This window comes from Stygiolobus caldivivus, from assembly GCF_019704315.1.
In the GTDB taxonomy this organism is placed as follows: Archaea; Thermoproteota; Thermoprotei_A; order Sulfolobales; family Sulfolobaceae; genus Stygiolobus; species Stygiolobus caldivivus.
In genome coordinates this window covers 915040-936355 of record NZ_AP024597.1, presented here as the reverse complement: position 1 = coordinate 936355, position 21316 = coordinate 915040, and the positions used below count along the sequence as shown (strand labels likewise).

24 protein-coding genes and 1 pseudogene are annotated in these 21316 nt (G+C 44.4%); 12 read left to right on the top strand and 13 right to left on the bottom strand.

Annotated features, from left to right (window positions below; translation table 11 throughout):
• Position 1 precedes the first annotated feature (1 nt).
• On the bottom strand, positions 2 to 538 hold the full coding sequence (locus KN1_RS14670) for a hypothetical protein (protein ID WP_225905784.1): 537 nt from the start codon (positions 536 to 538) through the stop codon (positions 2 to 4).
• A gap of 62 nt (positions 539 to 600) precedes the next feature.
• Between KN1_RS14670 and KN1_RS04845 the strand changes: the two are divergent.
• The 4 genes and pseudogenes from KN1_RS04845 to KN1_RS04830 all read left to right on the top strand — a co-directional run.
• Positions 601 to 1050 (top strand): annotated as a pseudogene (locus tag KN1_RS04845) (DNA/RNA nuclease SfsA); the annotation flags it as partial.
• Between the two features lie 59 nt (positions 1051 to 1109).
• Positions 1110 to 1751 carry an IS607 family transposase gene (locus tag KN1_RS04840; protein ID WP_221289677.1) on the top strand — a complete coding sequence of 214 codons (642 nt, stop codon included), beginning with the start codon at positions 1110 to 1112 and terminating at the stop codon, positions 1749 to 1751.
• Positions 1723 to 2961 (top strand): RNA-guided endonuclease InsQ/TnpB family protein, encoded by a 1239-nt coding sequence (locus KN1_RS04835; protein WP_221289676.1) that lies wholly within the window; start codon positions 1723 to 1725, stop codon positions 2959 to 2961. Before KN1_RS04840 ends, KN1_RS04835 begins: the two co-directional genes overlap by 29 nt.
• Before the next feature lie 22 nt (positions 2962 to 2983).
• A complete protein-coding gene (locus KN1_RS04830; protein WP_221290557.1) occupies positions 2984 to 3175 on the top strand; it encodes a DNA/RNA nuclease SfsA in 192 nt (63 codons plus the stop codon).
• A gap of 330 nt (positions 3176 to 3505) precedes the next feature.
• On the opposite strand, the gene KN1_RS04825 is transcribed toward KN1_RS04830, so the two are convergent.
• The 6 genes from KN1_RS04825 to KN1_RS04800 form a co-directional block, all read right to left on the bottom strand.
• Complete coding sequence (locus KN1_RS04825; protein ID WP_221289675.1) at positions 3506 to 4585, bottom strand: MFS transporter; 1080 nt, start codon at positions 4583 to 4585, stop codon at positions 3506 to 3508.
• Between the two features lie 109 nt (positions 4586 to 4694).
• Positions 4695 to 6533 carry an AMP-binding protein gene (locus KN1_RS04820; protein ID WP_221289674.1) on the bottom strand — a complete coding sequence of 613 codons (1839 nt, stop codon included), beginning with the start codon at positions 6531 to 6533 and terminating at the stop codon, positions 4695 to 4697.
• Positions 6530 to 6958 carry a Zn-ribbon domain-containing OB-fold protein gene (locus KN1_RS04815; protein WP_221289673.1) on the bottom strand — a complete coding sequence of 143 codons (429 nt, stop codon included), beginning with the start codon at positions 6956 to 6958 and terminating at the stop codon, positions 6530 to 6532. The genes KN1_RS04820 and KN1_RS04815 overlap by 4 nt, the downstream gene beginning before the upstream one ends.
• Positions 6955 to 7452 carry a Zn-ribbon domain-containing OB-fold protein gene (locus KN1_RS04810; RefSeq protein ID WP_221289672.1) on the bottom strand — a complete coding sequence of 166 codons (498 nt, stop codon included), beginning with the start codon at positions 7450 to 7452 and terminating at the stop codon, positions 6955 to 6957. The genes KN1_RS04815 and KN1_RS04810 overlap by 4 nt, the downstream gene beginning before the upstream one ends.
• Positions 7453 to 7462: 10 nt before the next feature.
• Entirely contained in the window at positions 7463 to 8638 is a 1176-nt protein-coding gene (locus tag KN1_RS04805) for a thiolase domain-containing protein (RefSeq protein ID WP_221289671.1), read from the bottom strand.
• The gene (locus KN1_RS04800) at positions 8638 to 9753 is read right to left on the bottom strand and encodes a thiolase domain-containing protein (protein WP_221289670.1); all 1116 of its coding nucleotides are present in this window, start codon (positions 9751 to 9753) and stop codon (positions 8638 to 8640) included. The genes KN1_RS04805 and KN1_RS04800 overlap by 1 nt, the downstream gene beginning before the upstream one ends.
• 188 nt (positions 9754 to 9941) lie before the next feature.
• Between KN1_RS04800 and KN1_RS04795 the strand changes: the two genes are divergently transcribed.
• The 3 genes from KN1_RS04795 (at position 9942) to KN1_RS04785 (ending at position 11357) form a co-directional block, all read left to right on the top strand.
• Complete coding sequence (locus KN1_RS04795; RefSeq protein ID WP_221289669.1) at positions 9942 to 10085, top strand: hypothetical protein; 144 nt, start codon at positions 9942 to 9944, stop codon at positions 10083 to 10085.
• A 153-nt stretch (positions 10086 to 10238) separates the two neighbouring features.
• Positions 10239 to 10571 (top strand): hypothetical protein, encoded by a 333-nt coding sequence (locus KN1_RS04790; protein WP_221289668.1) that lies wholly within the window; start codon positions 10239 to 10241, stop codon positions 10569 to 10571.
• Positions 10572 to 11195: 624 nt separating this feature from the next.
• Positions 11196 to 11357 carry a hypothetical protein gene (locus tag KN1_RS04785; protein WP_221289667.1) on the top strand — a complete coding sequence of 54 codons (162 nt, stop codon included), beginning with the start codon at positions 11196 to 11198 and terminating at the stop codon, positions 11355 to 11357.
• A gap of 38 nt (positions 11358 to 11395) precedes the next feature.
• Here the strand turns inward: KN1_RS04785 and KN1_RS04780 are convergent, their stop codons facing one another.
• Positions 11396 to 11596, bottom strand: a complete 201-nt coding sequence (locus tag KN1_RS04780; RefSeq protein WP_221289666.1) for a hypothetical protein — start codon at positions 11594 to 11596, stop codon at positions 11396 to 11398.
• A 211-nt stretch (positions 11597 to 11807) separates the two neighbouring features.
• Between KN1_RS04780 and KN1_RS04775 the strand changes: the two genes are divergently transcribed.
• Together KN1_RS04775 and KN1_RS04770 are read left to right on the top strand one after the other, a co-directional pair.
• Positions 11808 to 12311 (top strand): PaREP1 family protein, encoded by a 504-nt coding sequence (locus KN1_RS04775; RefSeq protein WP_221289665.1) that lies wholly within the window; start codon positions 11808 to 11810, stop codon positions 12309 to 12311.
• A 392-nt stretch (positions 12312 to 12703) separates the two neighbouring features.
• Positions 12704 to 13510, top strand: coding sequence for a methyltransferase domain-containing protein (locus KN1_RS04770; RefSeq protein ID WP_221289664.1), 807 nt, complete (start codon positions 12704 to 12706; stop codon positions 13508 to 13510).
• 404 nt (positions 13511 to 13914) lie between these two features.
• Here the strand turns inward: KN1_RS04770 and KN1_RS04765 are convergent, their stop codons facing one another.
• The 4 genes from KN1_RS04765 to KN1_RS04750 form a co-directional block, all read right to left on the bottom strand.
• A complete protein-coding gene (locus KN1_RS04765) occupies positions 13915 to 14052 on the bottom strand; it encodes a hypothetical protein (RefSeq protein WP_221289663.1) in 138 nt (45 codons plus the stop codon).
• 7 nt (positions 14053 to 14059) lie between these two features.
• Positions 14060 to 14212, bottom strand: coding sequence for a hypothetical protein (locus KN1_RS04760; RefSeq protein WP_221289662.1), 153 nt, complete (start codon positions 14210 to 14212; stop codon positions 14060 to 14062).
• 222 nt (positions 14213 to 14434) lie between these two features.
• Entirely contained in the window at positions 14435 to 15772 is a 1338-nt protein-coding gene (locus KN1_RS04755; protein WP_221289661.1) for a YncE family protein, read from the bottom strand.
• 272 nt (positions 15773 to 16044) lie between these two features.
• Positions 16045 to 16716, bottom strand: coding sequence for a zinc ribbon domain-containing protein (locus KN1_RS04750; protein ID WP_221289660.1), 672 nt, complete (start codon positions 16714 to 16716; stop codon positions 16045 to 16047).
• Positions 16717 to 17574: 858 nt separating this feature from the next.
• Here KN1_RS04750 and KN1_RS04745 point away from each other — a divergent pair.
• From KN1_RS04745 to KN1_RS04735, 3 genes are all read left to right on the top strand, one after another.
• Positions 17575 to 17805, top strand: coding sequence for an AbrB/MazE/SpoVT family DNA-binding domain-containing protein (locus tag KN1_RS04745; RefSeq protein ID WP_221289659.1), 231 nt, complete (start codon positions 17575 to 17577; stop codon positions 17803 to 17805).
• Positions 17765 to 18199: a PIN domain-containing protein gene (locus KN1_RS04740; RefSeq protein WP_221289658.1), complete on the top strand. Its 435-nt coding sequence runs from the start codon at positions 17765 to 17767 to the stop codon at positions 18197 to 18199. Before KN1_RS04745 ends, KN1_RS04740 begins: the two co-directional genes overlap by 41 nt.
• A gap of 428 nt (positions 18200 to 18627) precedes the next feature.
• Positions 18628 to 20376 (top strand): prolyl oligopeptidase family serine peptidase, encoded by a 1749-nt coding sequence (locus KN1_RS04735; protein WP_221289657.1) that lies wholly within the window; start codon positions 18628 to 18630, stop codon positions 20374 to 20376.
• Positions 20377 to 20594: 218 nt separating this feature from the next.
• Here the strand turns inward: KN1_RS04735 and KN1_RS04730 are convergent, their stop codons facing one another.
• Entirely contained in the window at positions 20595 to 21218 is a 624-nt protein-coding gene (locus KN1_RS04730) for a thiaminase II/PqqC family protein (protein WP_221289656.1), read from the bottom strand.
• Between the last annotated feature and the right edge of the window lie 98 nt (positions 21219 to 21316).

The following is a 21316-nucleotide window of genomic DNA, read 5'->3' as shown; positions in this document are numbered from 1 at the left end:
TTTACACCTTTTTCTTCCTTATTATACCGTAGACGGCCCCACTGTTTATTATCCCCTCCTTTCCGCCGGGGATTAACTCGTAGTTCTTCACGACGTAGTCCCTGAACTTAGCCATAAATTGCTCTAAGGTCAACCCGAGTTGCTCCCTTAGGTCTTTAATTTGTACATAGCCTAAATCGTCCTTCATCTCCTCGTATACCCTATCTAGGTCTTTGAAGTCTTTAGGCTTACCAAAGTACTCCTCTAATACTTCCCTCAACGCCCTCTTTACCCCTTCCATATCGCCCTTATCTCCCCCCTTGACCCCTTTCTCTTCCCCTACCGGTTTAGCCCCTTCTATGTTTAATACGTAGTACTTAGCCCTTCCTGCAGTCCTGGACACCTTTATAAACCCCTCTTTTATAAGTTCTTCAAGGATATCGTCCACCTTTTTTGACTTACCAGTGTGCTGGTACAGCCCGTTCCTTGTAAACTCGATATCGCCCCTCCCTTCTGTGATCTTCAGTATAGCATTTTTCACCTCATCTTTCGATACCATAAATATTTCTAGTAAGAGTAGAATATAAACTTTAAAAGGGGGACAATTACCCCACACGGTTGATGTTAGTCTACACTTTCCCTCCGTTGAAAGAAGAGGTAGTGGAGTCGAGACCTAACCGCTTCTTGGTGGTAACCAAGTCAGGGAGGTTATGTCACCTCCACGACCCGGGCAGGCTCAAAGAGCTCATTTACCGTGGAAATAAAGTCCTCATAAGGGAAACACAAGGCAAGAGGAAGACGAGTTGTCAGGTCACCGCGGCGTGGAGCGGTAAAGAGTGGGTGTTAACAGACTCGAGTATTCACAATGAGGTAGCGAGGAAGTTCCTCCCAGCTGGTGCCAAAGCGGAAGTCAAGATAGGGAAGAGCAGGGTAGACTTTATGTTCGATAATACGTTTGTGGAAGTGAAGGGGTGTACTCTTGTTAAGGACGGTAAGGCACTGTTCCCGGACGCCCCAACTAAAAGGGGGAAGAGACATTTAGAAGAGTTAATAGAGCTTAAGAAGGAGGGCTGAATCCTTTTTTATGTTAATAGAAATCTTTTTATGTTCATTTATTTCTAACTAAATTTGTGGAGAGACTACTGAGACCTAAGGAGGCTTGCCAACTGTTAGGAATTTCATACTCAACACTCTTGAGGTGGATAAGGGAAGGCAAGATTAGGGTGGTAACAACTGAGGGTGGGAAGTATAGGATACCTTACAGCGAGGTTAAGAAATACCTAGAGAGGAGGGAGGAGAGTAGGGCAGTAATTTATGCTAGGGTGTCATCAGCTGATCAAAAGGAGGACTTGGAGAGGCAAATAAACTACTTAACAAACTACGCAACGGCAAAGGGATATAAGGTAGTTGAAGTGTTGAAGGACATTGCTAGTGGGTTAAATACGCAGAGGAAGGGACTGCTAAAGCTGTTCAAATTGGTAGAGAGCAGAAGTATAGACGTCGTGTTAATAACATACAAGGACAGACTTACTAGGTTCGGGTTCGAATACTTGGAGGAGTTCTTCTCAGCAATGGGGGTAAGAATTGAGGTAGTTTTTGGTGAAGAGCCTAAGGACGCAACACAGGAACTCGTAGAAGACCTGATCTCTATCATAACCTCATTTGCAGGAAAAATTTACGGAATGAGAAGCCATAAGAAGACACTGTTTATTCAGGGCGTAAAAAAGGTCATCGGTGAGTTAAATGCAGAGGACGGTAAAGCTGAGGGTTAAAGTGAGTTACGAGACCTACAAGAAGCTGAAAGAGGTTGAGGAGGAGTACACGGAGATATTAGGTGATGCGATAGAGTACGGGTTGTGGAACAACACTACCTCGTTCACTAAGATCAAAGCGGGTATATACAAAGCGGAGAGGGAGAGACATAAGGGCTTACCGTCACATTACATCTACACGGCTTGTGAAGACGCCAGTGAAAGGTTGGACAGCTTTGAGAAAATGAAAAAGAGGGGTAGGGCTTATACCGATAAGCCGACGATAAGGAGGGTCACAGTACACTTAGATGACCACGTGTGGAAGTTCAGCCTTGATAAAATAACGATAGTTACAAAACACGGTAGGGTTTCCCTATCCCCGCTCTTCCCTAAAATATTCTGGAGGTACTACAATAGTGGTTGGAGTGTTGCAAGTGAGGCTAGGTTTAAGCTCTTAAAGGGTAACGTAATAGAACTCTACATCGTCTTTAAGAAGGATGAACCAAAGCCATACACTCCTCAGGGCTACATTCCAGTGGACTTAAATGAAAACGCTATATCACTCCTAGTTCACGGGAAACCAGTACTTTTAGAGACTATGACGAAGAAGACCACTCTCGGTTATGAGTATAGGAGGAGGAAAATTACTACTGGTAAGTCTACTAAGGACAGGGAAACTAGGAGGAAGTTAAGGAAGTTAAGGGAGAGGGATAAGAAGGTGGACGTCAGGAGGAAGTTGGCTAGGCTGGTCGTTATGGAGGCTTTTGAAAGCAGGAGTGTTATAATCTTGGAGGACTTACCTAAGAGAGCTCCAGAGCACATGGTTAAGGACGTGAGGGACTCTCAACTTAGGTTGAGAATTTACCGTTCCGCATTTTCTTCCATGAAGAACGCTATTATCGAGAAGGCTAGGGAGTTCGGTGTTCCAGTGATTTTGGTCAACCCAGCATATACTTCTTCCACATGCCCAGTACACGGCTGTAATGTTCTCTACCCACCCAATGGGAGCACTGCTCTAAGGGTGGGTAGGTGTGAGAAAGGAGGTGAGCTGTGGCACAGGGACGTAGTAGCTCTGTATAACCTCTTGAAGAGAGCTGGACATGTGAGCCCCGTGCCGTTGGGCTCGAAGGAGCCCCATGACCCGCCTACCGTAAAATTAGGTAGGTGGCTGAGGGCTAAGCCCCTACACTCGATCATGAATGAAGATAAAATGATTGAAATGAGAGTGTAGGGACAAACGGTACTCTGCACTCCTGCTGGTCTTAGTTTTTAGGAGTGATGCAGTCTGCTTTTCTCCTAATTTCGATACAGACAAGTGTTTTTCAATGACTTTCATCAGGGCTTTAAGAGAAGGGGTCAGGGTCGAGGTAAAAACGTTTTACTTAGAGGACGAAAAGTTATATTATAAAGGAGATATACCGCTTTGCCAAGGAATTACAAGATAGTTTTTGTAGGCTTTTCAGCTCCTTGAAAGGTTTCTAAGGTAGGGACCTTATACGCTGGGTCGCGTATCTTGGTCCTCGTAGGGGTAATAGAGTACTTATATCATGTCGTCTTTTATAGGACAAGACGTCCTCCATAAGGCCTTATATTAACTTAGAGGTACCGTATACTCTTTGGGCATGTATAACAGAGGGTGAGGAGACCGGAAGGAAATTAGCCTGGACGTTCCTGGTAGCGTTGTTTAATTATTTTCTCTCTTTCAAACATTTCATTAAAAACGGTAACACCTACTTTAAGGGTTTTTTATAGGCTACAAAGGCATGAAGACCCCCTTATAGCTTGATGTCCTTGAAGAAAAAATAGAATAAAACAGTAGATAAGGAGTAAAGTGAAGCGGTGACGAAAAACGGGATATTTAGCCCCCCTAAAGTGAATAAATAACCCGTCATGGTAGGGCCTATCGACCTCGGGATCGCGTCGAGTAGTTGTAAAAAGCTGTCGACCCTACTCCTTTCCTCTTCTTTGACCACGGAAAATATCAATGAATACATCAGGGGGGAAGTTAAGTTCATTAACGTGTTCCTTATAACGTAAAGAGTCCCTGCTTCTATTAGGGATGTGGAAAAGGGTATCAGGACGAGGACGATAATCGCGATGACATGAGTAATAAATATTGCTCTCACCCTACCCACAGTCTTGGAGAGTAGAGGGGCGCCCAGAGTCCCCGTGGCTAATGTTATCTCCGATAAGGCATAGATGGGGGATAGTGTAGACGCCTCTACACCGAACCTTAAATTGAACCATAAGGACATCATAGGGAGTAAGATCCCTGCACCTAAGCCTACTATAGCTTCGGTGGACAGCTTCCCCAAGAGCTTGAACGACGTTATCCTTAAGCTTATTTTGCCTGTCCCCTTATACGATTCTGGTACCGGGATCAGGAGGAGTAACGAGAACAGGATAACAGAGCCGTCTAGTATTATTATTTGTCTGTAACTCGTGAAGAGAGGTAGGAGGGAACCTAAGACAGAAAAGAGGATATTAAGGGAAGACCTATAACTCAGTGCCTTATCGAGGTCCTTACTTTTCTCCGCGATTAGCACCGAGATAAGCCCGTATCCTTGGTTTACAAACAAATATGAAAAAGGTGTGAAAAGGAGGAACAGATACGCTATTACGCTAACTCCCCGAGATATATAGATAAACTTTTTCCTCCCGTATGCGTCACCCAAGGTAGACCAGAACAGGGACAGGAGCGTGCCGACTATAATAGAAGAAGAGATGATTTCTCCGATAAGGAGTGGGTTTAAGCCTAATGACTTGAAGTATAGGGGTATGATAAGCACATTAGACCCCCATGCTATACCCCCTATAGAAGAGGAAAGGACTAACAGCAGTTCCTCCTTTTTCATCTCAATGTTCATCTCCTGAATGCGGGAGTCACATCAACCGTGTACGTTTTTAAAACTTATCCTTTGGTAGTTGATAAAAGCGTTACGGGGGGGGGGGGAGTCTCTTACCCTACGTAGTAGAAGAGTTACTAACTATTTTCCTTATCTCCTCCAGGGAATTAGGGTTTTCTAGGGAGCTGGTGTCCCCCAGAGGCTTATTCAAGACTACGGCCCTTATAAGCCTCCTCATTATCTTAGCGTTTCGGGTCTTTGGTAGCTCCTTAACCAATATGATGCCCTTTGGGGCAAGAGCTTTTCCCAACATCTGTTGGGTGTAACGGAGTAGTCCTTCTTTGTCGACACCTTGTTTTGCTACCACAAAACACAGTATTTCTTCGCCCTTAAGTTCGCTCGGGACACCGACACAAGCACTCTCTACCACATTTGCGTAGGAGTTAATGACCTGCTCTACTTCAGCTGGGCCTATCCTTTTACCCGCTACCTTTATTGTATCATCACTCCTACCTACTATGAAGTAGTACCCCTCTTGGTCATAATATGCTAAATCACCGTGGACCCAAACACCTTTCCACCTGCTCCAGTAGGTGTTCATATACCTCTCCCTATCCTTCCAAAAACCCCTCGTCATCCCAGGCCAGACGCTTAAGATAACCAATTCGCCCTCGACGTTGGGTCGGGCTGGTCTTCCCTCCTCGTCAAATACTGAAGCCTTTATACCGGGAGAAAAACCGTTAAACGAAGACGCCCTAATCTCCTTAATCACGTAATTACCCAAAATACCCCCGGATATTTCGGTTCCCCCGGAGTAGTTTATTACGGGGCCCTTGACAGACTCATAAAGCCATTTCCAACTCTCCAGGTCTATCGGCTCACCCGTATTCCCGGCGATTCTAACTCCTATCCTCCCCTTTTCCACTTCACTCTTCATGAGCCTGACCAGACTGGCGGAGAGCCCTAAGATGTCGACCTTATAGTCCTCGATAAATTTCGTGAGCGTGCTGTAGTTTACATAACCTTCTATCATACCTATCTTCCCGTTAAGCAATAAGCCCCCCGTTATCATCCATGGGCCCATCATCCAACCTAAATCGGTAACCCACATTAAAGTCTCTCCTTTTTTCATATCGAACTGGAAGTAGATATCAGCACTGGCTTTTACGGGAAAGCCGTCATGGGTGTGGACGCATCCTTTAGGCTTTCCTGTAGTACCGCTCGTGTAAATTATCATGAAGGGATCTTCTGAGTCTGTTATTTCCAGTCCGTCCCCTCCCGTCCTCAATACTTCCTTGAAGGTCGTGAAATCGCCTTTAGTCCCACCCCTCTCAAAGACTACCAGCTTTGTGTCTAAGCCCTCAAGGTTCTTCAACATGTTTATATCATTACCCTTCCTTATAGTGTAGTCGGTCGTGAAAATAACTTTCATCCCGCTGTCCTCTGCCCTGACCTTTATCGGTTCCTTACCGAACCCGGAAAAGAGGGGTACTGCGATCATCCCCGCCCTAGCTATCCCTAGGTATATTGAGACGGTCTCCGGGATCATAGGTAGGTATATCCCCACGGTGTCCCCTTTTTTCAGCCCCGTCTTCTTAAGCCAAGAGCTTATACTCTTAGCTTGGCTCAATACCTGAGAGTAAGTGACCTTCTGCCCTTCACCCTTTTCATCCATCCATTTGATGAAGACTTCTGAGGAATCGGGGATCTGCCCACCGACGTTTACCTTCCCGTTAACGAACCACTTTGCCCATTCCTTACCTCCCGAGAGGTCAAGGACTCTGTCATACTCCTTGTAGAAACGGAGGCCTATAAGTTTTACAAAAGAGTCCCAAAAAATTTCGGGCTTTTCATGAGTGAACTCCACAAAGTCCTCCAGAGCGTTTAAGTTGTTCTCCACCATGTATTTGTATACATTACTTTCCTCCACCCAACTCCTATCAGGCTTCCAGCTCACTTAACTCTCACCTTAAGCGGGACGTCGTAAGCTATGACCTCTACCTCACCGCCTAATTTCGGCTCCCCTTCTATGAACGCTAACAGCCCTCCCTTAGCGTTTTCAAACCTGACGAGGCCTATGACCTGCGGGGACTCTAATTTATTACCTTCACTGTCCTTGTAGATAATTGTGAACGAATCTAGGTACGCCCTGCCCTTGACCTCAACCGTTGACGTTTCCACAAAACAGTCTTCACAGTAAAGTGTTGCAGGTACGTATGTCTTTCCGCACTTAGGACACTTGGAGCCTATTATCTTCCCCTCCTTTAGTCCTTTAAAGAACTCCTCTCCGGCATAGCCCACAGTGTAGACATATTCCTCGGCCTCCATTACGTCCTTCCACGATAGTAATTTATCTTCCCTCCCGACTTTGTCCCAGCTCATTCTACCACCCTGAAGCACTCAATATCGTTTATACTACCTACCCTATCTTCCTTCCATAAAGCCCTTACTTTCTTTCCTAAGACTACCATATCCTTGACGTCTTCATACTCTACACAGATACGGTGGAAAAGACCCGGGAATACCCAGTCCCTATCTGTTGACGGGAATAGCCTTATAACCCCTACTATCTCCGGTTTCTCTATCCTCTCCCTCGTCCACGATATAAAGCTCGCTACTGCAGTCTCTACTATCCCCTCGTCCTTTACCTCTACCCATTCGTCCGTAGGTCTAAAACAGTCATCGCAGTACATCCTAGGCGGGACATATACCCTGTTACATTTATTACATTTCCTCCCGATTATCTTCTTCTCCTTTAACCCCAACAAGAACCTACTGTAGGCTTGACCTGCAGTGTACGCGTATTTTGCGTTAGGCTTATACTTAACTGTGTATACTCTACTTAATTCCTCTTCTTTCAGATAGTGTACCTCCATTTTTCCCACCTTAATTCCTCATGACCACTACTGTCGAGGCCTGCATAAGGTCACCCCATGCTTGGGCCAACCCAGTGTGGACTGGCTTCTTAACTTGCATTTTACCTGCCGTCCCTTTCAGTTGCCAGTAAATGCTTATGGCCTTCATCAGCCCGGCAGCAGCTATCGGGTTACCGACTCCCAGAAGCCCTCCAGAAGGAGAACTCGGGATATCCCCGTCCATGTCAAATACCCCTTCCTTTAACATCTTCACCGCTTCACCCCTTTTGGCTACCATTAAGCCCTCTATGTGGTGGAGTTCTTTGTAGTCAAATGGGTCGTAAGGCTCAATAACGTCTAGCTCCTTATTTGGCCTCTCTATCCCCGCCATCTTATAAGCCATCCTGGCCGCGTGTTCTAAGTACCTCGGGTAAGCTAGTTCCCTCCCTGTCCACTCCGTGTTGTCCAGGGTCCACCCCACGCCTTCTATCCACACCGGGGTGTCAGTGTACCTCCTGGCTATGTCCTCACTGGTGATGACCATTGCTGCGGCCCCGTCGCTTACAGGGCTGACGTCCAAGAGGTTTACAGGCCATACCAATACCTCGCTCTTCAAGACGTCATCTACAGTTATGTTTGCGGGGGCCTGCGCGTAGGGGTTATTTATTGCGTTCCTTTTATTCTTTACTGAGACCAGAGCTATGTCTTCCTTTTTCACCTTGTTGACGTACATATACCTATGCATCTCCATCGCGAAGATCCAGATCAAGTTCGGGTTTAGGGGCTTCTCGGTTATGGGGTCCCAGATATACCTGAACACTGACTGGGGGTGGGGCCTAGCAGGGCTCATCTTCTCTTCCGCTACTGCTAACACGCTCTGGCACAGCCCACTGGCGACATGGTACCAAGCTGAGATCGGTACCATAACTCCGGTCGCCCCTCCTACAAAGACCCTGCTGACCATTTTCCTTACCCCACCAGAACCGTGAGCTAGGTATTCCCCTTTCATGTGGACACCGTCAAACGCGTCTGGTGCACTACCTATAACTACACAGTCTATATCTTTTAGTTCGAGGCCGGCCTCATCTAACGCCTTCCTCGCGGCCACCCAAGACATCTCTCTAGGCGTCTCGACTATCCTCCTCTTGAACAGAGTCAGCCCAGCTCCTATTACAGCTACCCTCCTATAGAACAAATTTGTTTTCATTACCTGCTCACCACCAAGACCCCACCGGTAAACGTGGGGACTCCTCTCCAACTGGAAACTACTGACTTAGAAGATCCTTCCCTTAAAAAATACACAGCGTCTACGACTAATGATAACCCGCTTGCCTCCAGTGCCCTCCCTGTAGCTAAGTGCCCCCCTAATGGGTTAACGGGTATTTTCCCACCTATGTGGAAAACTCCTTCTCTCAAGTCCCTAACTGGGTCTTCGCTCAGCCCTAAGGCTGCCACATGTTGTAGTTCTTTATAGCTATAAGTGTCGTCTACGAAGGCTGAGTCAAATTGGTTTTTAGGGGAGTGGATCTTCGCCATTTTATAGGCACTGTCTGCCGCTATTTTAGTGTATAATGCGTCACCTAAGGACGAGAACTCCATAGACGAATCGGAGGCGAAGTACGCACCTTCTATCCATACCGGTGTGTCTGTAAACTTTCTCGCTACGTCTTCGCTCGCGAGAACCAGGACGACAGCCCCGTCCACATAATTACTTATGTCGAGGTCAGATAGGGGGTAAACACTATACTCTCTACTCAGTACATCAGAAATCGAAAGCTTCGACGCGAAGGAAGCCCTCGGGTTCTTCAAGCCGTTACCTTTATTTTTAACGACTACTCTCGCTAAGTCCTCCCTTGTCGCGTTATATTTTTTCATAAACTTCACCGCGTCTAGACCAGCTAAAAAGTGGGGGTTCTTTGCCTTTATCCTCCCGTAAATAGGGTCGTAGGCGAACTCGGTTATGCTGTCCATTGTGAGTATATCACTGGGCTTCGCGTGGGCTTCCACTACCGTAACATCAGCTAACCCGGACGTTATGTGCATTATCCCGTGGACTACCCCTTGTAGCCCGTCACCTGATACCGTCATAGTAGGCCTCATTGCCCCACCTATCGGGTCGGGAGCGAATTCATCGGATATTGATATCCCTTCCCAAAAGTCCTCCTGACATGATATGAAGGTGTCTACATCGGTTCTCGGGTTTATCCCGCCAGCATCTTCATAAGCCCTTACTGCAGCCTCGTACATCATCTCCCTGAAAGACGCTTCTCTTACTGAGGGCCTAAAGCCGTACCAACCTATACCAATTATAGCAACTTTCATAAAAAACACAACATAAGATTCTTGTAAAAGATATTAAAGCTTTTTGAGGAAAAATATAAATTGTTTAAGCATACTATTTTCAATAACGTCTTTACCGTGTCAACGGTTAAATAAAGCCGTAAAGGCTTTCCGACGCCTACGTTCGGACTCCTTACGCGTCTTTACGAGCTAAGAAGACGCTTTTCTCTATGGACAACAAGAGTGGTCAACTCGACGTGAAATGCCTCGGGGCCCTGAAGGCACAGCGGTATAACGGTTCCTCCAGTACCGCTAAGCCCGACGCGGTTACAAGGTTTTTGTCATCGACATGGTTAGGAAACCTCACGTCTTAGCAAGGGGCTGTCGCCTTTGCTTATAACCCTCTTTAATAACTGCCCAGATTCCTCAGGCGGGCTATAATATAGCGAGTTTTTGATTAAAAATTAATGGGTAATAATTTTACTGAGACAAAATTTTTAAGCTACACGTAATAGTTTTTACTCACCATGACAAAGACCTTGTTTTTAATAATGTCAGACGACGTTAAATTCGACTTAGCTATGAGGATGGCTTATAACTCGTACAAGAGCAAGCGATTCGATGACATGAAGATAATTTATTTCGGACCGAGCCAGAAAAGGTTAGTGCAACTCGAAGGTGAACTGAAGGACATGTTCCAAGAACTTCTCCAAAATAAGGTCATAGACTCGGCGTGTATAGGTGTAGCCCAGAACATGAATATAAAACCTCACTTAGAAAACATGGGAATATCACTTATGCCCGCCGGAGAGAGAGTAGGCTATTACGTCAACCAAGGGTATGAAGTCATTACGTTTTGAGAGACTGTTGACGGCTAACAAGTAGTGGAATAAACCTACTGCAACTCCTGAAAAGCAATCGCCATTTTTTATGCGGTTTTTCTCCTTTTTCTGCTCCCTGTGTTATGGTAATTATTATCTTTCAGGGGTTGATCCAAAGTTACTTTAGAGTAAAGGGGACTGGGGGTTAAAGAAGGAATTTTTATCGGGATGGGTTTTAGAGGTGATTGACGTACGGGAACGATACTCTTCAGGGTATAAGAATTAATCGTGTCCACGATGTCGTTATTAACCTATAAGTAGTATTTATCATGAAAAATCGTGACAGTTGAGATTTACTTTTAATATTCACATTAATACTCCTGCTCCGTGTTTATGCTATGCATCACATCCTAACTGTTCGATTAGGAAATGTTAACGTTATAGACTTATCTAATAAAAACGTATCGTATGTAAGGATCTTACGTAAACCGCTGCTCGCTTTACCCGAGACCCTTTTTATTCCTAAGTTTTTTAATTCCTAATGTTACAGCCCTAAACGCTAATACCCCTGAGTTCATAACACTTGTACCCGTAAATGTGCCTAATGAGAGGCCTTACAACTCAACTTTCAATTATATAGAACTACAATTCCTTTAGGAGGTCTTGGTACACAAAGGTGGTATCACGAGGTATGTAGAAAGGCAAGTCACAGCATTGGTCCTCATCCCCCACCAATACTACGACGTCTCTGGGAGCTCTGATATGTTTACCGCGATTCCCGAACAAGACGAGATCCTACCTGGAATTGCATTTGAGTTAGACTGATTTTTCTCGCATCCGTAAAGGTATTGAATGGCTTTGGGCTAACTTTGAAAGGATGCACAAAGCAAAGAGGAAATGATGTGCATCGGCCACTTACGTACTTCCCTTATCCTATCTGCTACCTCTGGCTCTCTCTTCCTTTTCTCCTTTTTTACCAGATCCCTAAAAACTCCCTCATTGACTTTCCGTGGTCTACCGGCTCCTCTAACTCTCTTTAACTTTTCGTCTACCCTTATTGACATAACTACAATCGCTACGTCGTACTCCTTTTTTTACTTCCCCCCGCCTTGAAGGGCTAGGCTTTCAATCTTATGTGAACATTTAAAGTCTACCGCGACGTAGGCGCTTCAGGGGACTCGACGCGTGTAATTTTACAGACCTCTTAGGGAATGCGACTTTCGTCCCCTTGACTCAGGTCAAGTTAAAATACTTGAGTGAGATAATATTGTTTTTATGGGAGAGGGAGCAGTACCTCAAGTTAAGGACCTCCAAGGCTACATTAACTTTAGGCTAGAGGAGGCTATCGTAGAGCTAAACCTCGCAGTGGAGCTCCTTAAAAGGGGTTATAGCAGGAACGCTTCTCAAAAGGCGTTTATGGCGTGGAAGGCAATAATCAGTGTCTTAGTCTCAATAAACCTAGACAAAATGCCGAGGAATGAGAAGGAGAAGGAGTGGTATACCAAGGCGGGGTTCTTGGCTCCCACTACCGGCCTTAACGGCATAGCTAGGAGGCTAGAAGAGCTAGGATATAAAGACGTCGTCGGTACTAACTCCTTAGCGTTAAAACTGCACAGATATGCGTATAACGGGTTATACAGAGGGGCGAGCGATTATGCTGATAGGGAAGACGCAATAGACGACTTGAAAGTATTGATAAAGAGGATAGCGGAAACCCTCGCCGAATTAGGGAGGAGTAAGGAGGCTAAGGAGGTATTGGACAAGTTAATGAGGTTATAAGTAGAGGCAGAACCTTTCACGACTCTCTTGGAAACTCTATTTGTCTGGATAGAATGAGGTTATCACATTAAATAGGCATGACGGTATTAATACGTGACACTGTATAAAAAAGCGTATTATAATGAGGTTATATACTTAGTCAGGCGCTAAAGGGCAAGTCCTTCATCATATTCATAGTGAATGTATATACTTCAGGCTAAAGCTCCTGTTGTCCTTTACGAACTGACCAAGTATAATTTAGTCTATACAGAACGATTCTACGTATACTGGACCATATATACACTGAATTATACTAATTCAAAGGAGAATATTATAATTCGCAAAGGACGCGTGGAAGGCACTATTTAACGGAGAAAATATTTATTTTTGAGTTAGTTAACTAAAGTTTTCTAATGGCGTCTGATACTGGAAAAGAGTTATCTGAAATCCTTGAGCTAATAGAATGGCAAGAAGATATGGACAGTGATATAGGCAAGAGGAGGTTTGAAGAGGCTATAAAGCTTTTCAGACGTCTAGATTTCCCTGCAAAAGATTATACAGTCCTAGAAGTAGCCGGGGGGACGGGTATAGGTGGTATTGCACTGGCTAAGTCGTTGATGGATAATAATTTTAAGGTGAGCAGGTTAGTCATTACAGACTTAAGGGAAAAGGCGTTAGAGAAAGCAAAGGAGTTCTCGAGGAAAGAATTGGGTCTGGAAGCTGAGACCCGTGTCCTAGACGCGAGAGAGGTCCATAAGTTAGGGGTTAAGGCAGATGTAATTTTGATGTACGGTAATTCTCACCCACACTTTTCAACTTTAGATATGGTTAAGTTCCTCTCTTCCGCGTCTCTAAGCCTGAAAGAAGACGGGGTCTTATTAATCCAAGGCGTGAACACGTTCTTGTCCGTCATTAATAGGGGGTATAAGCAAGTTTTAGTAGAAAAGGTAACCGATAATAAGGTAGTGGTTTCAATACATGCAGGTTATGACGAGATTAAAGGAAAAGTTAGGAGAGTTTACATAGATTTAGTTAGCGGAAACAGAGTTGTCATAGACTTGAAGTTCTGGGATTTTGCGGAAATAATAGGGCTATGTAAAGTTTTCTTTAAAGAAGCTTCTTTAGAAAAAACTGATCCGTACAGAGGGATTGTAATTTGCAAATATCCTAGGGGTAGTATCATAATGAGCGAGGTGCTGTCTTCGGTAGTAGACCCTTAGTCAAGGCTGCTATAGTCCTCGCTGAAGAGGCGTAACAAGTGTGTCACTCAGACCCGGGATTAACGAGAAGGCAATAACTTTCCCTTGCAGAGAGGGTATAGTCGGGTAAATTACGCTAACCCAAAAGGAACTAAGACCACGGAGATGACGAAAGCCGCTAAGAGGAATCCTCCGGTCGCCACACTTAACATGAGCTGTGACTCGGGAAGACTCTATAATATTCTCGCCTGGCATCATGACCTGCCCCGTGTTCGGGCAAGCACTAACCTTGACTTTGTGAAGTTTTAGTTTAATAACTGTAATTCGTAGACTCCCAAACCCGTGGAAGCCCCTTTATGCACGTGTGAAGTTAACGTTTTCGAGACGTTAGCGAAGTACGTGACCATGTAGTCCCGCACTTTATTTTACTGTTTATCTTTTACAAGCGTCCCCTTTCGGTTAACAATAGTCCCCGCTACCAGCAAAGCCTTTTTGGCAATGTACTTAGCGGTCTTATAGAACTCCTCGTTTAAGTTAAGTCCCCCGTAGCCTATTTTTATCACGTTGAACTTATGCACCTTTAAGAGGGACTGCGTAGGGTCGTAGACTGCTCTCGGGTCTTAAAGGGAGGAATTGTTCAGGCATGACAGCATGCCATTCTCTAGCTCGAAGGTGCACTGGCCGGGGCTCCACTATATCCCCCTTCCACTTCAGCACATCCATACCGTCACCCCGTTGACTACTAAGACGGTCTTCAGGCCCGTTAAGCCCGTGACCGGGCGTACAAGGGATTCATAATATTAGTCCTTTTCCGCGGACTTTTTTACACCGTTAATGAAAAGAGAACGCCCACATCCAGTCTCTATCAATTTCACATATTAGCGGGGCATAAGGTTATTCCTTACTTTTTCCTTTAAAAAACTTTAACTTGTTTAATCAGTTACCTTAAAGTATTACGCGCATTACGATATTAGGCAACGGGCTCGACCCAACTGCTCTTAGAACAGTGGGCACTTGTTCTAATACGGTGACCATATCTTCCGTGGACATGGTAACTTTACTTGTCCCAATAACGGTGACTGTATTGGAATTATGGTTAGTCACGTATAAGTAGCCGTTACTGGGGTCAAAGGCGATCTCGCATGACGTAGTCCCTATCGCTATGCCCTCTATTACTTCATTGGTTGAGGGATTAATGACATAAACTTCACTACCAGCCACGTATATGTACCCGTTACTGGGGTCGTAGGTAATACCAAAGGCACAATTAATCCCGGTTATACTAGCTATGACTTTGTTTACAGAGGGGTTAATTACGGAGACCGTATTTGATCCAAAGTCTACCACATATAGGTACCCATTACTGGGGTCGTAGACAATTCCCGCTGGCTCGCTACCCACTCTTATTTCCCCTATGACTTGGTCTGTGGAAGGGTTAATGATAGATACGTCATTGGAGCCGAAGTTTGTCACGTATATGTAACCGTTAATGGGGTCATAAGTTAGTCTTACCGGACACACTCCCACATGTATGTTTATTATGACTTGGTCTGTGGAAGGGTTAATGACGGAAACGGTGTTAGACCCCCTATTAGTCACATATAAGTACCCGTTACTGGGGTCGTATATTATACCGGTCGGCGAATTACCTACCTTTATTTTGCCTATAACTTGGTTTATAGAGGGGTTAACTACTAGGACTGAGTTATCATAAAACTCCGTAACGTATAGGTAACCGTTAGAGGAGTCATAAGCGATACACCTCACAAATGGAGTTAGGGGGATATTTCCTATCACTTGGTTGGTCGAGGGGTCTATTACAGAAAGTGTCCCAGATCCTGTGTTTGCGACATACAAATGCCCGTTACTGGGGTCGTAGGTAATCCCGATCGGGAGCTTACCAGGTAAGGATATTGACCCTATGTAAACCGAACTACTACTAGTTGAAGGGGGCACGGGCGCTTTAATTATACTAGTAAAAGTTATACCAGTGGAAGGGGGCATTGGTGCCCTGACTGGTGTAAATATACCCTTGTCTGGTGTAAATATACCCTTGTAATACAAGTACCCGCCTATCGCGACGATTACTATAATAGCCAAGACTACTCCTATTATCGGTGCTTTACTCTTTTTCCTACCGTAGGGTTGGTACCCAGCTGGTGGTATATAAGGGGGTAGAGGAGAATATGTCGCTGGTTGCGGGGGGAACCTGTAACCACATCTGACACAATACTGGCTTAGGTCGTCGTTTACAGTACCACAGTTAGGGCAGACCTTTACCATGATAACGGGTAGCTTATATGAGTATTAAAAATTTTCGCTAAGAATTCCTTACACATAAACGGCACAAACTTAGACAAGGAAATGTATTTTGCACACTTAGCTTAACACGGTCAAAAAACATAATATTAATCCTGAAATGTTTCCAGATTGTCTTATTATATAGAAACTTATAAAATTTGAGGACGATATGTCATAAGGCCCTTAAAAACTTCCTTTTATCTAGTTCGGTAACGTGAAAATATAGTCTAACTTACCGTTACCCTTTTCAATGTTTAAGGGGCCCCTCTTATCTCCACTCTGTCCCTTAAGGGTGTATTATAAATCATGTTAGCCGCGTGCTGGGGGTCTACGAGTGGTATCCCAATCGATAACTCGATTGAGCGGGAACCCATAAAATTGACTACTGTTCCCGTAGTAGCTGAGTTTTTCCGTGATTTTGTTGGCCTTATTGTTACTTTTTTTATCTTTTCATATGGGATCTCACGCGGTTTCTCCAGTTGTGGGGCAAGTTGAATGGGCACCCTTAACTCCTTTATGATCTCGTTAGGGGGTATGGTTGACAAGACCTCCCTTACCTTATTTATGTTTCTGCGACGGATTATGTATTCCGCTATCATCCTTCCTATTATACCACCTGCTGCTTGACCAGCGCTCCTAATAGCTACGTTTTTGAGAAGTTGGCTTTTTGAACTCAGAACCCTCCTGTCAGTTAACAGGACACTTACCGGGTCAAAATAACGACCCGCCCCAGCTATCTGGATAAAGTACAAGGCAACTTCCTCGCCCGAGTTCGGTTGTAACTGGTTCGGCGTATACTGCTGGGGATAAGGGGCCGTTACTGGGTTACTTTGCTGTGGAGACGGTACTAGTTGCTTGCCGCAGCGACCGCACACTAAGGCATAGTCTGGGTTAGTATTGCCACAATATGGGCATATTAGAACCATTTTACTTCGCGTTGATGTCTCAGAACTAATATTTAAGCTTTGACAATCTTGTTATTAGTAGACTTTATGGTTTATACTAGATATTGAAAATACCTACATTACTCAGAAGAGATTAGTAGTAGCAAGGACTATTTACCCACTTTTCTCATATATATATAGTATTACTACCTAAACTAGTTTACGTTTTTAAACGCACCCTAACCGATCGCTTAAAAGCACCATATTTGGATCAAGAGATACCTATTATGTCAAGCGCCATTACATCCCTACTTTGCCGTAAACTCTGTCCTTGATAGTATTAATAGTCCTCAGCTTTAACAGTTTTTTACTAAGTCTATGCTATTATGCACGGTCTAGTCTAAAAGCGGGTCTAAACTATAATGTGGAATTATAGTACGGTAAATTATATTTTAAATTTTGACGTAGGTTATGTACGGTAAATGTCTACTGATACGTCGTTCTCTTTGACCTAAATAAGACTTAAGAATAAAGCGACGGCCCCGTAAAGGAAGTCCTCTATGAAAGGCTAAGATAACTACACGGAGCGGTTTTCGAGTTTAAAATTTTACCTCATCGTGACCTTTCGAGCAAAATGTCGTTTAGTAAAAATTTTTAATACTCATGTAAGTACCCGTTATCGTGGTAAAGGCCTGCCTAGGACGATTATAAATCCTGAAGAGACGATTATAAATCCTGAAGAGATAGGATAGAAAAAAGTATACCAGCGTCAGTGTCCATAAAACTACCCGAATTGTTACGCTCTTACAGTAATAATTTTGCCTAACTCAGATTTTGAATGGACGACAGGGGTTACTGGATCAGACAACGCTTATTAATCAGACCTATCAGAATAATCTTATGGAAATAATAGTCAGAGTAGGGAAAAGGAATGCCATTTACATCCCTAAATCTGTGACCGAAAAAGTGAACCTCAAGGAGGGGGATAAGATGGTCTTAGTCTTAAAGGAGGGAGATAAAATCGAGCTTATTCCCCTTAAGAAACCCTCCAAGTACTGGACTGAGGTCGACCCGGACGAGGTAGAAGAGGTTGGAGAAGAGGTTAGCAAAGCTCTCGGAATTAATAGTTGACACTTTGTTCTTGTTACCATTCGTAGGGGTAAAAGTCAGGTGTGTTAAAGAAGACCTCTTAGAGGGTAAAAGCCTATATTACCCTTCACTTATGCTGACTGAACTCATAGCGGTGATAATTAAGGAAGTAAAAAAGTTAAAAATAAAGGAAGTCCCTGAGGACGTGATTAAAGGCTTGTCATACATAACTGCTAATGTGAGACTGATCCCGTTAGACCAGACCGATATAAGCACCGTTTTTCAAATAATAAACACGGGCTGGAACGATATATTCGATGCGATCCTTTACTCCGCTTATAAGAGTACCGGACTACCCTTGCTCACTATGGACAAGTCCTTTTACGACTTCTTAAACGCGAAAGGACTGGAAACCCGCGGAGTTATTTTAACATAGACTATTACGGGGCTTTTTTCCGTAATCTACCTAGTAACTGATCTGACTCCCCCCAGAAGATACGAGGATTCCCTTCCGGAGGGCTCACCGTTCCCACCACCGGTTCGAGACTACATTTGGCGGACAGACAAGTGGGTCAGATGCCCACTCTAGAAAGTGGGGCACTATCACAAGGCACCTCAAGATCCGATGAAAGAGAAATGATGGCAGGTACTCTCCCCTAAAACCCATTAAGCCATCAATTGACCTGGGAAGAGCGTCATTAACGTCGTTAAAAATGTCTCGACAAAGGGACATATAAGTATTGGGCTATCTATTCCCTTAACGAGGCTTTACGCACCCTAATCCTCACTTTAGTAATGAGATTTTCTTATTACTAATTATACTAATAAAAATAATACTAATGAATGTTGTTTATTTATACTTGTATGGAAGACGAGTTTGCTTATTTGGAGGACTTAAATGACAAGAGGACGGAGGAGTTTATAAAGGAAGAGAATGAGAGGACGAAGAAGGAACTTGCAAAAAAAGCTGACGAGGTCTACCCCCACGTACTTGACAACTTCAAGAAACCCACTGTCAGGCAGATATTTGCTTTTGACGATGAAAGAGCAGCAGTCCTCATCTACGGCGAGAAGAGATTAGTTATGATAGGCGATAACGAGATATATTCAGCTCAAGGAGATGAAGTTATAACAGAAATATGGAAGGTTAGGGGTACTAAACAGCTAGGTGTCAGTATTGGAAAGAAAGGTAGCGACGTCACTCGGACTCTTATCCTAACTGAGGAGGGAAAAATTTGGAAAGATCTTGGTGAGCTTTCCTATCAGCCCTTTTATTATAATAATGAATTGTGCTACGTAAAAAGTTATAGGGACGGTGCTCCTCCTGACGGAGGGGAATACCCTACTGAGAGGGTCTTCTGTGGCAACGATATAGTCTACGGTAAGGAACTGAAACCTGGCGAACTAATATCTGTGGACTCTTTCGGGGAAACACTTACTTTAACCAAAATGAAAGGGTGGAGGTATTCGGAACTCTATATAGGTGAAAGCTTCGATAAGCTCAAGAAAGCAGATGAGGGAGAAGTGATAGAAGTAATCGATTACAAGGGTGGGCTGGTGTACCTAAAGAACGATAGTGTGGTCATGGGAAATATAGTTATACGGTTTGACCACCCCGTGAATTCAGTAGCAGGGGGAGATGGCTTTGTCGCGGCATCCGTCATTAAGGACTACAGTACGCCTATCCAGTTTTATGACTTTCAAGGGAGAAAAATAGGTGAGGAACCTCACGACCACATTATAATGATGGACGGAAAAGGAACTACGCTTTTCGTCTTGGAGACCTCATTTACTTACTCTTCTAAGGTGACGAAGAGGAGAGTGGTCAATGGCGTCGGAGCAGAGGAGAAACTGATCGAAATGGAAAAGGAGGAGGTCAGCGTTACGGATATTTACGTGAAGGGCGATGTATTATTACACGGGTATTTGGTATATAAGACCCTGAGCCCAAAGGCAGTAATTGTCCTCGGTTACGGTGGGTTCAGGGTTTCACTCCTCCCTACTTTTCCTAAGGGGCTAAAGGTGCTACTCGACGAGGGTTATGCCCTCCTAGTCACCAACTTGAGAGGAGGGTACGAAAACGGAGAAGAGTGGCATAAGGCGGGAATGTTGTTAAATAAGAAAAATGTGTTCCGTGACTTTGAACAGTTCCTTAGAGTGGTCAAGGCTATGGGAGGGAAGACTGTTGCCTTTGGTGGCAGCAATGGAGGGCTATTGGTGGGTGCTGTACTAAATGAAACGCCTCACCTCATAGACTGCGCAGTGATATCCCACCCCGTATTAGACATGTTGAGGTACCACAAGATGTACGTGGGTAAGTATTGGCTTGAGGAGTACGGTGACCCGGATGACCCTAAGTTTAGGGACTACCTCCTTTCATATAGCCCGTATCATAACCTGAGGAAAGGGCTTCCAAAGACCTTCGTTCATACCGGTATTAACGATGATAGGGTCCACCCTGCACATGCCTTAAAGTATGTAGCCCGGTCTAGAAAGATAGGTAATGATGTACTACTCTTAGTGAACGATAGCGGGCACTCACTATCTGACCCCGAGACCGAAGCAAGGGAATATAGTTATGTAATAGCCTTCATAGAAGAATGTGCAAAATAACACACTTCATTTATACCTCTACGTTACGTCATAACCACCAACTCGTGACTTTACAATTTTTCGATTCATCTTATCGGATTTATACCTTAGCTCTGTGCTGATCCAACACTTTCTCGTCTATAGGCCCTGCTGGCCCATTTATACGGGCTCTTCAAAAAAGAAAGCTTAGCACTTCTACTTGGGGGGACAGCCCGTATATTTTTCTGACACCCTGTCCCTCACTCTTGATATATCGCGTCCCAGAACCTCCTCTCATAGTCCTGAATTATGTAACTGATCGCCCTTAACCTGTCCGGTTCTTCCCGTTCAGCCAGTTCATCAACTTTATTTTCAATCTCGGTATAAGATACCTTAAAGACATCAAAAAACCCCGTCTCTTTTATCCCGTAATTCTCCTTCAGGGAGTCGCCAAACTTGGTAACGACGTAACTCCATACCGGGAGGTTAATTACCATGGCAAAGAGGAATTCCACCGGCCTTGAATAGTTGGCCAACCAGGCTAGGTAATGGGTATAGCTTACAGCCTGCGGTAATACCCTAAAAGTTACGGGATCCTTCACTTCAATTCCCAGTTCCCCCATGAGCTTTATTAACTCCTTGAGTGCACTGTAGTCCCCATCAAGCAGGGCCTTAAATAAGTCCAGCTCTACCATATTAGAGCTCCTTGACAGACCGATAGAGATAGATCTTAAATCGTGGTTCACTATGTACCACTGGTTGACCACAAACGCTTCTATAACAGTCCTCTTCAGTCTCCCTTCCTCTGCACCCCTTAAAATTTGGTGGTTTATTATCTGTTGGTTTAGTGGTTCCAGTTCTTTCCTTATACTATGTAAGATCATTAAGTAATATTAGGACATGTGAGGTTAAAAGTCGCCTCATTTGTGTCTTGAACGGGTGTAGCTATAGCTTGCCCTACAGCATTTCCGGCAATTGAATC

Bases quoted from the DNA above. Each gene is read 5' to 3' on its own strand.
- KN1_RS04750 (WP_221289660.1), bottom strand. From the start codon at position 16,716: ATGGTTCTAATATGCCCATATTGTGGCAATACTAACCCAGACTATGCC.
- KN1_RS04795 (WP_221289669.1), top strand. From the start codon at position 9,942: ATGGACAACAAGAGTGGTCAACTCGACGTGAAATGCCTCGGGGCCCTG.
- KN1_RS04760 (WP_221289662.1), bottom strand. From the start codon at position 14,212: ATGGATGTGCTGAAGTGGAAGGGGGATATAGTGGAGCCCCGGCCAGTG.
- KN1_RS04810 (WP_221289672.1), bottom strand. From the start codon at position 7,452: ATGGAGGTACACTATCTGAAAGAAGAGGAATTAAGTAGAGTATACACA.
- KN1_RS04790 (WP_221289668.1), top strand. From the start codon at position 10,239: ATGACAAAGACCTTGTTTTTAATAATGTCAGACGACGTTAAATTCGAC.
- KN1_RS04805 (WP_221289671.1), bottom strand. From the start codon at position 8,638: ATGAAAACAAATTTGTTCTATAGGAGGGTAGCTGTAATAGGAGCTGGG.
- KN1_RS04755 (WP_221289661.1), bottom strand. From the start codon at position 15,772: ATGGTAAAGGTCTGCCCTAACTGTGGTACTGTAAACGACGACCTAAGC.
- KN1_RS04775 (WP_221289665.1), top strand. From the start codon at position 11,808: ATGGGAGAGGGAGCAGTACCTCAAGTTAAGGACCTCCAAGGCTACATT.
- KN1_RS04800 (WP_221289670.1), bottom strand. From the start codon at position 9,753: ATGAAAGTTGCTATAATTGGTATAGGTTGGTACGGCTTTAGGCCCTCA.
- KN1_RS04825 (WP_221289675.1), bottom strand. From the start codon at position 4,585: ATGAAAAAGGAGGAACTGCTGTTAGTCCTTTCCTCTTCTATAGGGGGT.
- KN1_RS04745 (WP_221289659.1), top strand. From the start codon at position 17,575: ATGGAAATAATAGTCAGAGTAGGGAAAAGGAATGCCATTTACATCCCT.
- KN1_RS04770 (WP_221289664.1), top strand. From the start codon at position 12,704: ATGGCGTCTGATACTGGAAAAGAGTTATCTGAAATCCTTGAGCTAATA.
- KN1_RS04835 (WP_221289676.1), top strand. From the start codon at position 1,723: ATGCAGAGGACGGTAAAGCTGAGGGTTAAAGTGAGTTACGAGACCTAC.
- KN1_RS04815 (WP_221289673.1), bottom strand. From the start codon at position 6,958: ATGAGCTGGGACAAAGTCGGGAGGGAAGATAAATTACTATCGTGGAAG.
- KN1_RS14670 (WP_225905784.1), bottom strand. From the start codon at position 538: ATGGTATCGAAAGATGAGGTGAAAAATGCTATACTGAAGATCACAGAA.
- KN1_RS04780 (WP_221289666.1), bottom strand. From the start codon at position 11,596: ATGTCAATAAGGGTAGACGAAAAGTTAAAGAGAGTTAGAGGAGCCGGT.
- KN1_RS04735 (WP_221289657.1), top strand. From the start codon at position 18,628: ATGGAAGACGAGTTTGCTTATTTGGAGGACTTAAATGACAAGAGGACG.
- KN1_RS04730 (WP_221289656.1), bottom strand. From the start codon at position 21,218: ATGATCTTACATAGTATAAGGAAAGAACTGGAACCACTAAACCAACAG.